The organism is Acidovorax sp. DW039 (assembly GCF_037101375.1).
Taxonomy (GTDB): domain Bacteria; phylum Pseudomonadota; class Gammaproteobacteria; order Burkholderiales; family Burkholderiaceae_C; genus Acidovorax.
Map to the genome: position 1 here is coordinate 741,352 of NZ_AP029019.1, position 12,856 is coordinate 754,207.

The following is a 12,856-nucleotide window of genomic DNA, read 5'->3' on the forward strand; positions in this document are numbered from 1 at the left end:
TTTGTCGGCGGGCGAATTATGACTGTCCTCACTCAAGAACTTGCTGACCACATCACCCAGGCCATTGCCGCCGAGGGTGGATGGCTGGGTTTTGACCGTTTCATGCAACTTGCGCTGTACACGCCCGGCCTGGGCTACTACGCCAACGACTCCACCAAATTTGGCGCCATGCCCGAATCGGGCAGCGACTTTGTGACTGCCCCTGAACTCACCCCCCTGTTCGGCCAGACGCTGGCCGTGCAGGTGGGCGAGGCGCTGGAGCGCACCGACACCCATGAAGTGTGGGAGTTTGGCGCAGGCTCAGGCGCGCTGGCGCTGCAGTTGCTGGATGCGCTGGGCGACCGAGTGCAGCGCTACACCATCGTCGATTTGTCGGGCAGCCTGCGCGCCCGCCAGCAGGCCAAGCTGATCGCCCACGCCCACAAACTGCGCTGGGTGGATGCGCTGCCCGAAAAGTTCAGCGGCGTGGTGGTGGGCAACGAAGTGCTGGACGCCATGCCCGTGCAACTGCTGGCGCGCCATGGCGGCCAGCAGGGCGGTGTGTGGCATGAGCGGGGCGTGGTGGTGGCAGAAGACGGCAGTTTTGCCTGGGCCGACCGCCCCACCAACCTGCGCCCGCCCATCGACATTGAAGGCCCGCAGGACTATCTGACCGAAATCCACGCCCAGGGCGAAGGCTTCATCCGCATGCTGGCCGACCGGCTGGAGCGGGGTGCGGCCTTTTTGCTGGACTATGGTTTTGGCGAAGACGAGTACTACCACCCCCAGCGCCATATGGGCACAGTGATGTGCCACCAGGGCCACCTGGCCGATGGCGACCCGCTGGTCGAGGTGGGCCGCAAGGACATCACCGCGCACGTCAACTTCACGGCCATGGCGCTGGCCGCGCAAGAGGCGGGCATGCAGGTGCTGGGTTACACCACGCAGGCGCACTTCCTCATCAACTGCGGTTTGCTATCAAAAATGGAGCTGCTTGCGCAAGCAGAGCGGGCGACAGCGGCCAAATTGATCATGGAGCACGAAATGGGCGAGCTGTTCAAGGTGCTGGCCCTAGGTGCAGGCGATGCGTGGGAGCCCCTGGGGTTTGCACACGGCGACCGGTCCCACCGCCTCTGACCCGGCACCCGCTCCATGCTCCGCTGGCTCATCGTCATCTTTCTGGCCCTTGTGCTCATCAACGGCTTTGGGCCGTGGCTGCAGCGCATGGGGCTGGGGCGATTGCCGGGTGATTTTCAGTTCCGCCTGTTCGGCAGGGACTGGTTCATTCCCCTGACCAGCACGGTGCTGTTGAGCTTTGTGGTGAGCCTGCTGGTCAAGTGGCTCTAGTCTGGTGTCTCAGGCACTGGCCTCGTTCAGCGCTTGCAGAAATGCCTTGCGCCACCAGTGCACATCAAACTCGCGGATGCGCGCCATCAGCTTCTGGTGCCGCTGCTGTCTTTCTTCCAAAGGCATCTGCAGTGCCTGCTGAATGCAGTTGGCCATGCCTTCCGGGTCATAGGGGTTGACCAGCAAGGCTTCCTTCAGTTGCTCGGCCGCGCCCGCAAAGCGGGAGAGCACGAGCACGCCCGGGTCCTCAGGGTCCTGAGCCACCACATATTCCTTGGCCACCAGATTCATGCCGTCGCGCAGCGGTGTGACCAGGCCCACCGCCGCCGCACGGCACAGGCCAGGCACCCGTTTGCGCGCCACCATGCGGTGGATGTAGCGCACGGGCATCCAGTCCAGCTCGCCGTAGTCGCCATTGACGGAGCCGCACAGGCCCTCCAGCTCCTGTCGCAGGTCCCCATAGGCATTCACGTCATCGCGGCTTGGCGAAGCGATCATGATCAGCGTGGCACTGCCCCGGTTCTCGGGGTAGCGGTCTAGCAGTTCGCGAAACGCCCGCACGCGGTGCGGTATGCCCTTGGAATAGTCCAGCCGGTCAATGCCCATCAGCAGGCGTCGGCGCGAGTATTCCTCGCGCATGCCCTGGCAGGTCTCCATGGCTTCTGGGGCCAGGGTCAGGCGGCTGAACTCATCCACATCGATGCCGATGGGGAAGGCCTTGACGGCGACAGTGGCGCCAAAGGCCCGCACCCGTGTGCTGTCCACCTCTTCGGCGCTGCCCTCGTTGCGGACATAGCGCTTGAAGTGCGACACATCTGCTTCGCTTTGCAGACCCACCAGGTCATAGGCCATGAAAGACCGCATCAGCCACTCATGCTGCGGAATGGCCGCCATGATGAGCGGCGGCGGCATGGGGATGTGCAGAAAGAAGCCCATGCGCTGACGGCAACCCATGGTGCGCAGCTCTGCTGCCAGGGGGATCAGGTGGTAGTCGTGAATCCAGAGGATGTCGTCATCACGCAGCAAAGGCAGCAGTTTGCGCGCAAACATCTGGTTCACGCGCCGGTAACCGGCGATGTAGCGGGCGTTGAAGTCGGCCAGATCGAGCCGGTAATGGAACACGGGCCACAGCACACTGTTGCTGTAGCCGTGGTAGTACGTGTCGTGGTCTTCGCGGCACAGGTTTACCGTGGCCAGTGTGACAGTGCCCGCCTGGCGCACATGCATTTCGCCCTCGCCGGGGGAGCCCTCTTCGGCAATGTTGCCGCTCCAGCCGAACCAGAGGCCGCCGGTCTTGTTCAACGCATCGCCCAGTGCAACAGCCAAGCCTCCAGCGGCGGGTTTGCGGGGGTCGGCAATGCGATTGGAGATGACAACAAGACGGCTCATGCGCTGCATCATCGGATGAGCTGGCCCTGAGCCATGTCGGACACCGCCCCGACTGATATTGCGGTAATGGCCCACACAAGCCGGGTTTTGGCCGTGGGTGCTTAACTGGCTCTCAGCCTTTCAGCGTTTGCAGCCAGATGCGGACCCCTTCGGGGGATGCGCATCGGTACTGTGCGGTGGTCGTTCCCCCTCCCACCTTGATACCCCAGCCCCCCAGCGCTTGCACCGCAGCAAAGCCCTTTTCGTCGGTCACATCGTCCCCCGCGAAGACGGGGATGCGGCCCGCATAGGGCGCACGCTCCATGAAGTCGGCGATCGCCCGACCTTTGTCCACCCCTTGGGCTTTGACTTCCAGCACGCATTTGCCCGGCATCAATTCAAGGCCCTGGGTTGACTCCAGGGCTTGTGTCATCACAGCTTCGCACAGGGCCTCCAGCTCAGGTGCGGCGCGGTAGTGCAGGGCCACGCTGGCACGCTTGGCCTCCACCAGCAAGGGCGGGTGGCGTGCTGCCAGCTGCTGCGCCGCCAGCAGCACCGGGGCCAGATCAGGCGGATGGGAAGTATGCGTAGACCCATCGGGCCAACGGTAGTGCGCGCCGTGCTCAAAAGCGGCAGGCAGTTGCAGTGGGTGAAGAAACCGGTCCACGTCTGCCAGGGGCCGCCCGGTCACCACCGCCAAAGCGCCCTGCAGCCGCTGCTGCAACAGGCCCAACTGGCCAATCAACCCGGGTGCAACCTGCACGGCATCAGGGTGTGGGGCCAGTTCGGCCAGGGTTCCGTCAAAGTCCAGGAAGAGCGCGTGCGCTGCGGTCAGGGGAGGCGGCTGCTGCATGGTGCAGACCATAACAGACGCGTCTGCGGATGGGCGCTGAAAGCCGATGCCGGGGGCGTAACGCATCGCAAAGGCTGCGACCAGATCCCATCAGAGCGCGCTTCAGATCAGATTCTGGCTGGGCTTGAATTGTCTGCACCGTGTCGCCATGTGAAGGGCAATGCGTTCCTACCTTGAAAGCCATGACTGAAGCTCTGCATGTTGTTTGCCCCCACTGCCATGTGACCAATCGCGTGCAGGCGCCTCAGCTGGGCAGTGCCCCGGATTGCGGGCAGTGCCACAAGCCTTTGTTTGCAGGGGCTCCGCTGGAGCTGGATGGGGCGAGCTTTGACAAGCATGTCGCCCGCAACCAGATTCCTGTGGTGGTGGATTTCTGGGCACCCTGGTGTGGCCCATGTCGGCAGATGGCCCCAGCCTTTGCTCAGGCCGCACGAGAGCTGGAGCCGCGGGTACGCCTGACCAAACTGGATACCGAAGCCCATCCACAAATTGCAGCGCGCTACGGTATCCGCAGCATTCCCACCATGATCCTCTTTCGCGGCGGTGCAGAAGTGGCGCGGGTCTCCGGCGCCATGGGGGCGGCCGACATTGCGCGGTGGGTGCAGGCTGCCAGTTGATGCCACGCCAAAGGTAGGGACTGCCCCTCTGGGCGTATGAGCCTTACGAAAGCTTGCAATTTGCCAGGCGGTGCCTGAGCCATCCGGGTGTATCGGCCCGTAAGATTCCTCGCCCCCTGTAGCGGCTCTCCAGCGTTGGAGGCTACTGGGGCTTACCCAGGAATCTCCACCATGTCATTTGTCCGCCACACACTGATTGCCCTGTTCTCTGCCGCTCTGGCAGTCTTTGCCTTCCTCGCGCCTGCCCATGCGCAGGACGAAAAGCCCGTTGTGAACCCTTACGGGCAATACCTCGCGGGGGACGGTCTCAAAATTGAGATCGCAACCTTTCTGGACAAGAATCAGCACGGGCTGAACGACATGCTCGTGAAAATCACTGGCGCTGCGGCCTACGAAGCGGGCATTGATGGCAAGACCCTTCGCTACACCGCCGAGCCCGCGGGCACAGGCTACAACCTTCAGCGCGGTGGGCGCAACCTGATGAGCGTGCGCTCTCCTTACGGACGCTGGCAGCAGATTGAGGTGTACCTTGCCGGGCGTACCTACCTGGTCACTCCCCGTGAAGAGATGGCGGAGCGCGTCATGCCGCTGCACCTGTTGACCGACTACCGCCAGAACGGCGGCAAGTAAGCGCTTCAGCTTGCCTTGAATAGGCCCTGCGCCAGCACATGGTCCAGGGCCAGCATTCCCCCACCCCGGCCTGCCAAGTACAGCATCAGCCCCGCCCATGACAGGTGGGTTGCCCAGGCGTCGGGGTACACAAACAGCTGGATCACCAGCGTCATGCCCAGCAACCCCAAGGAAGACAGGCGGGTTGCCAACCCCAGCACCAGCATCACGGCCCCGGCGTGCTCACCCACCGTGGCTAGCTGCGCCGCCAGCTCGGGCGGCAAAACAGGCACCCGGTACTCATCCCGAAAAAGGGCATAGGTGCCTTCGGTGATGGTGAACCACCCTTCCACCTTGGTGCGAGCGGAGGCCCAGAAGATGCCAGCCAATGCCACGCGTGCCACCAGGGCCAGCAGGCTGTGGGGCGTGAGGGCTTCCATCACGGAAACGAAGCGGCGAGTCCAGGCTGTGGAATGAAGAGTGGTTGGAGGCATGGCGATGTCCTGGGATGTGAAAAATCAATAAGCGCCTTCAGGCAGCGCTAGCGCGCCCTGATGCAGCAGCAGCGCAATCAGCGCAGAGAGGTCGGTTTGCGGGTCTGCCAGCCAAGCCTGCTCGGCTGCGGACTGCAATGGCATGCCACGCTGGCACGCATTGAGAAACGCCACACCCGCTGGCGGCAGTGCAGCCCACAAGACCGAGTCGCCAGGGCGCGTCAAGAGCGCACCGTCAGGCTGCCAGGGCAAGTCTTCCGGGATCGCCACACCCTCACGGTGCAATTGCCAAAGCGTGCAGGCCGGGTGTTCTGCGCTCCATAGCCAGCGGGCGGCAGGGTGGGGGCTGACATGCGCTGTGGCCAGGGTCTCAGGGCTTTGTCGGGCGAGCCAGTTCGCGGGCAGGGGCGGGGCATCCGGTGCCATGTGGCATTCGGTCCAGTACCGGTCCAGACGTGCCAGCAGGGGCAGGTAAGGCATCTGCGCGGCAGGGGCAAATGCCTCCAGAAAGTGGGCGATGCCTTCTCCGTACAGCATCAGCCTCGCATCGTGCGGCGGGTGCTGTTGCGAATAGTGCTGCGCGAAGGCGCGGAACCACGCTTCTCCCACCACGGCGCAGACCGTGGGGTAGTTGGCTTGCAGGGCATCCACGCAGGCCTTGCGCACGGTGTTGCGGTACACGGCAAACGCGGGGTGGTGCACAGGCACCGGGGTTGGCTCCTGCCCGAGTGCGGTAGCGGCGGCCTCGCCATCGCCATGGCCCTGCGCCCACAGTGCGGCGGCAAAGCAGTCCTGAAACTCTTTCAGTCGCATGGCACCAGCTCCGGGCAAGGGCGCAGCAAATGGTGGGCGCGTTGTCGCTCCGCCATCAGCTCTGCAAAGGGCGGGAGTTGCTCGTCGCGCTCGATCAGCGTGGGCCGGGGCCCGGTGCGCTGCAGCACCTGCCGGTACAGCGCCCACACAGGTTCCGCCACCGGGGTGTCATGCCCGTCGATCAGCAAGCCCGCACCCAGGTCGGGGTCGGCATGGTGCCCCGCCAGATGGATCTCGCTGACCGCATGCAGGGGGTAGTCGTCCAGCCCGTGCGCGGGATCGTGCCCCAGGTTGCTTGCGCCCAGGTAGAGGTTGTTCACGTCCAGCAGCAAGGTGCAGCCCGTCTGCTGCACCAGCCGCTGTATGAATTCCGGTTCATCCATGGTGTGACCGGGCAGCGGCAGGTAGTGCGCGGGGTTCTCGATGGCAATGGTGTGCTGCAGTGCGTCCTGCGTGCGCAGAACGTTGTCCACCACGCGTTGCAGCGATTGCTGGGTGCGCGGAAACGGCAGCAGGTCCGGGTGGTAAACCCCTTGCCACTGTGACCACGCAAGATGCTCTGACACCAGGGCGGGCTGGACCTCGCGAACCAGCCATGCCAGCCGCCGCAGTTGCTCGGCACAGGGGGGCGCGTCGGCGGCCAGGCTCAGTGAAACGCCGTGCAGTGATACCGGGTGGCGTTCGCGCACCGCCAGCAGCCAGGGCAGGCGGGGGCCGCCTTCGGCCATGTAGTTTTCGGGATGCACTTCCCACCACATGCCGGGGGCCTGGCAGTGCAGCGCATCTTCAAAATACACAGGCTTGAGCGACAGCCCTGCCGTCATGTCAGTCATGTCCGTTACGTCCCCGGTCATTGCACGGTTCCCCTTCAGATCAGGACTTCATGGGGGTCAGCGAACCCATGCCCTTCGGGGTCTTGATGCTGGTGCAGGTGCCTGCGGGCACCAGCTTCCAGGCGTTGCTCTGGTAGTCCATCTTGGACGTGCCAGCGCAGGTGGTGCCGGGCCCTGCGGCGCAATCGTTCTTGCCTGCGAGCGATACGCCATAGCATTTCTCCGTAGCGGGCTTCGCGCCCTCTGCGGGCATGTTCTGCGCCAGGGCTGCGCCTGAGGCCAGGGCGGCCAAGGCCAGTGCGCTGAGGGTGCGGGTGGTGCATGTTGTCATCTGATTTCTCCTGATGGCCTTGAAGCCGTTGGTGATGAAGAGGGTTTCAGACCAGCAAGCCTGTGCACTAGGTGCTGCCAGCCGGTCTGTGCGTTAATTCGCAAGGGGCTGCGTTGCGGTTACCGTGGGCAGCAAAAAAAAATTAAAAATATTCCAGCTGTAACCGGCAGGGGTATCCATCCGAATACAGGGTGGGCGTGCAGAACGGTCTGTGCTCGCGTCTCGGGTCGAGAGGCGGAGCGGGCAGCAGAGGTTGCGCGCCCCCGGAGAGGGGAACATGGAGATTGAAGAGCAGCTGCGAACCCTCTGGTTGCGAGGGTTGGAGGCAGATGCAGCGGCATACCAGCAGTTTTTGAAACAGCTCAGTGCCCACCTGCGCAGCTTTTTGCGCAGGCGACTGGCACAGCGCCCCGACGAAGTGGAGGACCTGGTGCAGGAGACATTGCTTGCGGTGCACAACCAGCGCCACACCTATCGCCGCGAGATGCCGGTGACGGCCTGGGCCTATGCCATTGCCCGCTACAAGCTCATCGACTGGCTGAGGTCGCACCGCGTCAAGGAGGCGCTGAACGATCCGCTGGACGATGCACAGGAGCTGTTTGCCAGCACGGATGACGAAGCATCAACCGCTCAAAGGGATCTGGGCCAGCTGCTGCAGACCCTGCCGGAGCGCCAGCGCCTGCCCATCGTGCATGTCAAGCTGGAAGGCCTTTCTGTTGCAGAGACAGCCCGTTTGACGGGCATGTCCGAGTCAGCCGTCAAAGTAGGCGTGCACCGGGGGCTCAAGGCCCTGGCTGTACGGATCAGGGGAACCGTATGAAAACCGATGAATGGATTGGCGTATTGGCCGCGAGTGCGGCCGAAGACCTGCAACCCCGCGTTGAACCGCGGGTGGTGCGGGCCGCGGTGGTGGGGCTGGCAGGTGCCGCAGTGTTGATGTTGACGTTTTTCGGCGTCAGACCAGACCTTGTCCAGACCCTGGCGCTGCCCATGTTCTGGGGCAAGCTGGCCTTTGCTGCGGCCCTGGCGGTGCCCTGCCTGTGGGCTGTGTTGCGACTGGCGCGGCCCGGGGCCAAGGCCTTACCGGCTGCGGGATGGATTGCGATGCCCGTGGCCGTGATCTGGGGCCTGGGTGGGTGGGAGCTGTGGCAGCAGCCTGCCAGCCTGCGCATGCCCATGGTGCTGGGAACCACCTGGCGCACTTGCCCGTTCAACATTGCCTTGCTGGCGGTACCCGCCCTTCTGGCGGGGTTGTGGGCCTTGCGGGGCGGGGCGCCCACGCGCCCAGGGTGGGCAGGTGCTGGCGCGGGCTTGCTGGCCGGTGCTTTGGCCGCGCTGGTCTACGCCCTGCATTGCCCCGAAATGGCCGCGCCTTTTCTGGCGGTGTGGTACGTGGTGGGCATCGCCATCCCTACCGCGCTGGGGGCCTTGCTGGGGGCGCGTTGGCTGCGTTGGTAAGAGTTGCGCTCTTGGTACTCTGCTGCGCGCCGGCAGGTTCCAGGTAAACGTGGGGCGTTACTGCACGCGCCGCGTGTAGGCGCGAAACACCGTGTCCAGCTCCCAGCCCATGGATTCATACAACGACTGGGCCGTGCGGTTGGTGTGTGCTGTGGTCAGGTCCATGCGCACGCGCCCATGGCGGCGGGCATGGTCTTCGGCAGCCAGCAGCAGGAAGCGGCCAGCGCCCTGGCCTCGTGCCGCTGGGCTCACGAACAGGTCGTACAGCACATAGATGGGGGCGGCTTCCACTGAGCAAAAGCTCGGGTACAGCTGGCAAAAGCCCACGGCTGCCTCCGCGTCATCTTGCGCCAGCAAAATCACGGACTCTTGCCGTGCAAGTCTTTCGTGGATGAACTGCGCAGCTCGCTGCAGGTCTGCGGGCTGTTCGTAGAACTGGCGATAGGCATCGAACAAAGGCGCGATCGCTGGTACGTCATGCAGTGTGGCGGGGCGGATATGCAGGCTCATGGCGGGCGTTACGCGGTGGATGGGGTGGATGACGACTTTGCGGTCTGCGCGGTGCGTAGCCACTGCGCCACGGCCTCCACGCGTGCCTGGTGGATCAGTTCGCCCACCTGCGGCCCCTGTATGCCCTTGGCGGCGGCCTTGGCTGCAATCTCGCGGGTGACCACGCCTTGCATGGCGGCCAGCACGGCCAGCAGGCGGGGGCGCTGCGGGTAGCTTGCTTCCTCAAAACCCAGTCGGCCGCGGGCATCGCACTCGCAGGCCAGCAGCACTTCGGCAAAGCGCTCGGGCTTGCGGATGGCGTCGCAGCGCTCCAGCAGGCGCACCAGCGGGCCCGCGCCCAGGTCACCACTGCGGTGGATGTGGCCGTGCTCGCGCGCCACCACTTCGGCGGTTTCGCGGCAGTCCACGGGCACGCGCAGGCGCTCGGCCACTTCCTGCAGCAGTGCAGCACTGCGCTCTTCGTGGCCGATGTGGCGGGGCAGGATGTCGGCAGGCGTGGTGCCCTTGCCCAAGTCGTGCGCCAGGCAGGCAAACCGCACCGTCAGCGGGGCCTGCAGGCGTGCTGCCATGTCCAGCACCATCATCAGGTGCACGCCCGTGTCCACCTCGGGGTGGTGCAGCGGGGGCTGGGGCACGCCCCACAGGCGCGTGACCTCGGGCAGCAGCACCTGCAGCGCACCGCACTCGCGCAGCACCTCGAACATGCGCGAAGGCTGGGCTTCCATCAGCCCGCGCGCCAGCTCTTGCCACACGCGCTCGGGCACCAGGTGGTCCACTTCGCCGTGCGCCACCATCTCGCGCATCAGCGCCATGGTTTCAGGGGCTACGGTGAAGTCGGTAAACCGCGCCGCAAAACGTGCCAGCCGCAAGATGCGCACCGGGTCTTCGCGGAAGGCGTCCGTCACATGGCGCAGCACACGGGCCTCAAGGTCTTGCACGCCACCATAAGGGTCAAAAACGGCTCCAGCGCCCGTCCAATCAGCGCAGGCAGCTATCGCATTGATAGTAAGGTCGCGCCGCGAGAGGTCTTCTTCCAGCGTCACGTCCGGGGCGGTGTGCACCACAAAGCCGCGGTAGCCCCGCCCGCTCTTGCGCTCGGTGCGGGCCAGGGCATATTCCTCGCGCGTGTCGGGGTGCAGAAACACCGGAAAATCCCGGCCTACGGGCAGGTAGCCCTGGGCGAGCATCTGCTCGGGCGTGGCGCCCACCACTACCCAGTCGTGGTCGTTGACGGGGCGGCCCAGCAGCCGGTCGCGTACCGCGCCCCCTACCATGTAAATTTGCATGCGCCTAGTGTAGGGGCCCACCCATGCCGCCACGGCAGGTGATGGCCTTGTTGCCCCTGTTACCTTGTCGCCTTGTCGGCACCGTTTGCTTTTCTCGTTGATTTCTGTCGTTGTTCTCTGTCAGGCCAGACCATGTCCATCGCATCCTCCCTCACCATTGCCCAGCCCAACCCCGACGGCAGCCTGCCTGTGCCCACGGCTCCGGATGCGGCCGCCAAAGAGGCCGCAGAGGCCCTGCAGCGCGAAGCCCAGTTCGAGGCCCTGAAGGCCCAGGTGGAAAGCCTGCAGGAAATCCTTGCCAAGCCGCTGAACGAAATCCTGGCCGAGCACGAAAAATTCAAGGAGATGGCGGCTGCGTGGGATTCCTTTGGTGCCATGTGGATGCTTTCGCAGCGCGCCATGCGCCGCGTGGCGATGGATTTGGCCGCGCAGCAGGGCGTGAGCGAAGCCGACGTGGTCGCCCGCGCCATGGCCTACGCCAACCAGGTGCTCAATGTGGAGGATGAAGACCTGGGCGGCACTGTAGCCCCCGCACAGCTGGCGCACATTGCGCGGCACAAGGCGTTTTTGCGCAAGCAGTTTCGCCAGGGGTGAGGGGTTGCGGGGGCTCTTCGTGGTCAGCCGTCAGGCAAACACCGGCCTGAAAAAGCTGCGCTCATAGCTCACGATGCAGCCTGTCTCCTCGGCATAGCGGAATGCGGCTTGGCAGTCCGGGTCCTGCATGGAGCGCTCGCGGTAGACCTCATAAGCCGCAAGGCTCTCAAACGTGAACAGGGCCAGCGCAACGTTGTTGGCACCCTCGCTGGGCATGAAATAGCCGTGGTGTTGACCACCAAACTTCTCGACCAGCGGAATCCATAATTTGCCGTAGTGCTCAAACTCCTTGAGCTTGCTGGTGTTGAGCACATAGCGCAGGTAGATGGTGACTGCCATGACTCACTCCTGGCCGCGGCTGAGGCGGTAGGGCTCCTCAAAGTCCAGAAAGTCTTTTTCTGCCAGCGCTCCCTCCATCCACGCCTTCACCCCGGGCAGTTCGCGCACGCGCTGCACATAGGCGGCGATGTGTGGCGGCACGGGCAGGGCGTAGGTGTGCAGGCGCATGCACACGGGGGCAAAGTAGGCGTCTGCCACGCTGAACTGGCCAAACAGCAGGGGGCCGCCGTGCTCCTCCAGCAATGCGCTCCACATCTCCACCAGGCGCTTCACGTCGGCGCGCACGCCGGGCTGGTCGCGCCAGATGAGGGCACCGGTGTCGGGCAGGTGGGCCTCGATGTTCATGGGGCAGTGGCTGCGCAGGGCGGTGAAGCCGCTGTGCATTTCTGCGCACACGCTGCGTGACCGGGCGCGGGCCTGGGGATGGGCGGGCCAGAGCTGCTTGTCGGGCCAGGTCTCGGCCACGTATTCGGCAATGGCGAGGGTGTCCCACACCACCAAGCCGTCATGGACCAGCACGGGCACTTTGCCGGTGGGGCTCACGGGGCCCATGGCGCGCTTGAAATCGGAGTCTGCGTCAAAGCTGTCGAAGCGAACCAGCACTTCGTCAAACGCAATGCCTGCCTGGCGCAGCAGCACCCAGGGGCGCATGGACCAGGAAGAGTAGTTCTTGTTGCCAATGTAGAGCTGGAGCATGGGGCACCTCGGTGAGAACAGCCAAAGAATGCCGCCATGCTAGCCGCAAGCGTGCGGCGCACCGATGCAAAAAAAGCCCTGGATTGATGAGCCCACGGCATCAGCGCCGTACGCCCGGCAGGGCTGGAGACTTGGAACAGGTTCTTACACCGGCCAGACCACCCCGTTGTCGTTCAGGATGGCGTCCAGCGGCATGTCGTGGGACTCCGGCTCAAAGTCGTCCAGGTACCCCTGGGTAAAGCCCAGGCCCACCGTGAACGGCTGGGGCTGCAGGGTGGCCAGCGTGCGGTCGTAGAAGCCGCCGCCATAGCCCAGGCGGTAGCCGCCGGGGCCGTAGCCCACGCAGGGCACAAACAGCAGGGTGGGCACGATGACTTCGGTGTCCTTGGGCTTGGGGATGCCGTAGGCGTCTTCCTCCATGGGGCAGCCGGGGTACCAGGCGTGGAAGGTGAGGGTCTTGTGCTGCTTGTTCACCACGGGCAGGCCGATGCGGCGGCGCAGCGGCTCGTCCAGCAGCTCGCCGTCTTCTTTCCAGCGGTGCAGCGCGGGCAAGGGGTCAAACTCGCCCTTGATGGGCCAGTAGGCACCAATCACGGTATCGGGCCGGTTGATGAGCCAGATGCGCATGACCTGTTGTAACGAATCCGCCCGCTGTAGGCGATCGGGCATGTTCAGACGTTCTTCTACCAACGCGCGCCGAAGGGCTGCTTTGTCCATCAGATAATTCCC

18 protein-coding genes are annotated in these 12,856 nt (G+C 64.5%); 7 read left to right on the top strand and 11 right to left on the bottom strand.

Annotation, left to right across the window (positions count from 1 at the left end; translation table 11 throughout):
- The first annotated feature begins 18 nt into the window (after positions 1-18).
- Together AACH87_RS03340 and AACH87_RS03345 are read left to right on the top strand one after the other, a co-directional pair.
- Positions 19-1,116, top strand: a complete 1,098-nt coding sequence (locus tag AACH87_RS03340; RefSeq protein WP_338797312.1) for an SAM-dependent methyltransferase — start codon at positions 19-21, stop codon at positions 1,114-1,116.
- A gap of 15 nt (positions 1,117-1,131) precedes the next feature.
- Positions 1,132-1,326, top strand: coding sequence for a DUF2905 domain-containing protein (locus AACH87_RS03345; RefSeq protein ID WP_338797313.1), 195 nt, complete (start codon positions 1,132-1,134; stop codon positions 1,324-1,326).
- Positions 1,327-1,335: 9 nt separating this feature from the next.
- Here AACH87_RS03345 and otsA read toward each other — a convergent pair whose 3' ends face one another.
- Both otsA and otsB read right to left on the bottom strand, forming a co-directional pair.
- A complete protein-coding gene (otsA, locus tag AACH87_RS03350) occupies positions 1,336-2,715 on the bottom strand; it encodes an alpha,alpha-trehalose-phosphate synthase (UDP-forming) (protein ID WP_338797314.1) in 1,380 nt (459 codons plus the stop codon).
- A 112-nt stretch (positions 2,716-2,827) separates the two neighbouring features.
- Positions 2,828-3,547: a trehalose-phosphatase gene (gene otsB / locus AACH87_RS03355; protein WP_338797315.1), complete on the bottom strand. Its 720-nt coding sequence runs from the start codon at positions 3,545-3,547 to the stop codon at positions 2,828-2,830.
- A 182-nt stretch (positions 3,548-3,729) separates the two neighbouring features.
- Between otsB and trxC the strand changes: the two genes are divergently transcribed.
- Positions 3,730-4,164: a thioredoxin TrxC gene (gene trxC / locus AACH87_RS03360; RefSeq protein WP_338797316.1), complete on the top strand. Its 435-nt coding sequence runs from the start codon at positions 3,730-3,732 to the stop codon at positions 4,162-4,164.
- Positions 4,165-4,335: 171 nt separating this feature from the next.
- Complete coding sequence (locus tag AACH87_RS03365; RefSeq protein ID WP_338797317.1) at positions 4,336-4,794, top strand: hypothetical protein; 459 nt, start codon at positions 4,336-4,338, stop codon at positions 4,792-4,794.
- Between the two features lie 5 nt (positions 4,795-4,799).
- Here AACH87_RS03365 and AACH87_RS03370 read toward each other — a convergent pair whose 3' ends face one another.
- The 4 genes from AACH87_RS03370 to AACH87_RS03385 form a co-directional block, all read right to left on the bottom strand.
- Positions 4,800-5,213 carry a DoxX family protein gene (locus tag AACH87_RS03370; RefSeq protein ID WP_338798836.1) on the bottom strand — a complete coding sequence of 138 codons (414 nt, stop codon included), beginning with the start codon at positions 5,211-5,213 and terminating at the stop codon, positions 4,800-4,802.
- A gap of 78 nt (positions 5,214-5,291) precedes the next feature.
- The gene (locus tag AACH87_RS03375) at positions 5,292-6,080 is read right to left on the bottom strand and encodes a DNA-binding domain-containing protein (RefSeq protein WP_338797318.1); all 789 of its coding nucleotides are present in this window, start codon (positions 6,078-6,080) and stop codon (positions 5,292-5,294) included.
- Complete coding sequence (locus AACH87_RS03380; RefSeq protein ID WP_338798837.1) at positions 6,071-6,913, bottom strand: DUF692 domain-containing protein; 843 nt, start codon at positions 6,911-6,913, stop codon at positions 6,071-6,073. Before AACH87_RS03380 ends, AACH87_RS03375 begins: the two co-directional genes overlap by 10 nt.
- A gap of 40 nt (positions 6,914-6,953) precedes the next feature.
- Entirely contained in the window at positions 6,954-7,244 is a 291-nt protein-coding gene (locus AACH87_RS03385) for a DUF2282 domain-containing protein (RefSeq protein WP_338797319.1), read from the bottom strand.
- Positions 7,245-7,521: 277 nt separating this feature from the next.
- Here AACH87_RS03385 and AACH87_RS03390 point away from each other — a divergent pair, with 277 nt between their 5' ends.
- Positions 7,522-8,064: a sigma-70 family RNA polymerase sigma factor gene (locus AACH87_RS03390; protein WP_338797320.1), complete on the top strand. Its 543-nt coding sequence runs from the start codon at positions 7,522-7,524 to the stop codon at positions 8,062-8,064.
- Positions 8,061-8,702 carry a DUF1109 domain-containing protein gene (locus AACH87_RS03395; RefSeq protein ID WP_338797321.1) on the top strand — a complete coding sequence of 214 codons (642 nt, stop codon included), beginning with the start codon at positions 8,061-8,063 and terminating at the stop codon, positions 8,700-8,702. The genes AACH87_RS03390 and AACH87_RS03395 overlap by 4 nt, the downstream gene beginning before the upstream one ends.
- A 57-nt stretch (positions 8,703-8,759) precedes the next feature.
- Here the strand turns inward: AACH87_RS03395 and AACH87_RS03400 are convergent, their stop codons facing one another.
- Both AACH87_RS03400 and AACH87_RS03405 read right to left on the bottom strand, forming a co-directional pair.
- Entirely contained in the window at positions 8,760-9,212 is a 453-nt protein-coding gene (locus AACH87_RS03400) for a GNAT family N-acetyltransferase (protein WP_338798838.1), read from the bottom strand.
- 8 nt (positions 9,213-9,220) lie between these two features.
- Entirely contained in the window at positions 9,221-10,498 is a 1,278-nt protein-coding gene (locus AACH87_RS03405) for a multifunctional CCA addition/repair protein (RefSeq protein WP_338797322.1), read from the bottom strand.
- 132 nt (positions 10,499-10,630) lie between these two features.
- Here AACH87_RS03405 and AACH87_RS03410 point away from each other — a divergent pair, with 132 nt between their 5' ends.
- Entirely contained in the window at positions 10,631-11,092 is a 462-nt protein-coding gene (locus AACH87_RS03410; RefSeq protein ID WP_338797323.1) for a hypothetical protein, read from the top strand.
- A gap of 30 nt (positions 11,093-11,122) precedes the next feature.
- Here AACH87_RS03410 and AACH87_RS03415 read toward each other — a convergent pair whose 3' ends face one another.
- The 3 genes from AACH87_RS03415 to AACH87_RS03425 form a co-directional block, all read right to left on the bottom strand.
- Positions 11,123-11,431 carry an NIPSNAP family protein gene (locus AACH87_RS03415; protein ID WP_338797324.1) on the bottom strand — a complete coding sequence of 103 codons (309 nt, stop codon included), beginning with the start codon at positions 11,429-11,431 and terminating at the stop codon, positions 11,123-11,125.
- A gap of 3 nt (positions 11,432-11,434) precedes the next feature.
- A complete protein-coding gene (locus AACH87_RS03420; protein ID WP_338797325.1) occupies positions 11,435-12,127 on the bottom strand; it encodes a glutathione S-transferase family protein in 693 nt (230 codons plus the stop codon).
- Positions 12,128-12,271: 144 nt separating this feature from the next.
- Positions 12,272-12,844: a 5-formyltetrahydrofolate cyclo-ligase gene (locus AACH87_RS03425; protein ID WP_338797326.1), complete on the bottom strand. Its 573-nt coding sequence runs from the start codon at positions 12,842-12,844 to the stop codon at positions 12,272-12,274.
- Between the last annotated feature and the right edge of the window lie 12 nt (positions 12,845-12,856).

Excerpts from the sequence above, each read along its gene's own strand:
- otsA (WP_338797314.1), bottom strand. The coding sequence starts at position 2,715 with ATGAGCCGTCTTGTTGTCATCTCCAATCGCATTGCCGACCCCCGCAAA.
- otsB (WP_338797315.1), bottom strand. The coding sequence starts at position 3,547 with ATGCAGCAGCCGCCTCCCCTGACCGCAGCGCACGCGCTCTTCCTGGAC.
- AACH87_RS03385 (WP_338797319.1), bottom strand. The coding sequence starts at position 7,244 with ATGACAACATGCACCACCCGCACCCTCAGCGCACTGGCCTTGGCCGCC.
- AACH87_RS03380 (WP_338798837.1), bottom strand. The coding sequence starts at position 6,913 with ATGACTGACATGACGGCAGGGCTGTCGCTCAAGCCTGTGTATTTTGAA.
- AACH87_RS03410 (WP_338797323.1), top strand. The coding sequence starts at position 10,631 with ATGTCCATCGCATCCTCCCTCACCATTGCCCAGCCCAACCCCGACGGC.
- AACH87_RS03390 (WP_338797320.1), top strand. The coding sequence starts at position 7,522 with ATGGAGATTGAAGAGCAGCTGCGAACCCTCTGGTTGCGAGGGTTGGAG.
- AACH87_RS03365 (WP_338797317.1), top strand. The coding sequence starts at position 4,336 with ATGTCATTTGTCCGCCACACACTGATTGCCCTGTTCTCTGCCGCTCTG.
- AACH87_RS03420 (WP_338797325.1), bottom strand. The coding sequence starts at position 12,127 with ATGCTCCAGCTCTACATTGGCAACAAGAACTACTCTTCCTGGTCCATG.
- AACH87_RS03425 (WP_338797326.1), bottom strand. The coding sequence starts at position 12,844 with ATGGACAAAGCAGCCCTTCGGCGCGCGTTGGTAGAAGAACGTCTGAAC.
- AACH87_RS03400 (WP_338798838.1), bottom strand. The coding sequence starts at position 9,212 with ATGAGCCTGCATATCCGCCCCGCCACACTGCATGACGTACCAGCGATC.
- trxC (WP_338797316.1), top strand. The coding sequence starts at position 3,730 with ATGACTGAAGCTCTGCATGTTGTTTGCCCCCACTGCCATGTGACCAAT.
- AACH87_RS03415 (WP_338797324.1), bottom strand. The coding sequence starts at position 11,431 with ATGGCAGTCACCATCTACCTGCGCTATGTGCTCAACACCAGCAAGCTC.
- AACH87_RS03405 (WP_338797322.1), bottom strand. The coding sequence starts at position 10,498 with ATGCAAATTTACATGGTAGGGGGCGCGGTACGCGACCGGCTGCTGGGC.
- AACH87_RS03340 (WP_338797312.1), top strand. The coding sequence starts at position 19 with ATGACTGTCCTCACTCAAGAACTTGCTGACCACATCACCCAGGCCATT.
- AACH87_RS03370 (WP_338798836.1), bottom strand. The coding sequence starts at position 5,213 with ATGGAAGCCCTCACGCCCCACAGCCTGCTGGCCCTGGTGGCACGCGTG.
- AACH87_RS03395 (WP_338797321.1), top strand. The coding sequence starts at position 8,061 with ATGAAAACCGATGAATGGATTGGCGTATTGGCCGCGAGTGCGGCCGAA.
- AACH87_RS03345 (WP_338797313.1), top strand. The coding sequence starts at position 1,132 with ATGCTCCGCTGGCTCATCGTCATCTTTCTGGCCCTTGTGCTCATCAAC.
- AACH87_RS03375 (WP_338797318.1), bottom strand. The coding sequence starts at position 6,080 with ATGCGACTGAAAGAGTTTCAGGACTGCTTTGCCGCCGCACTGTGGGCG.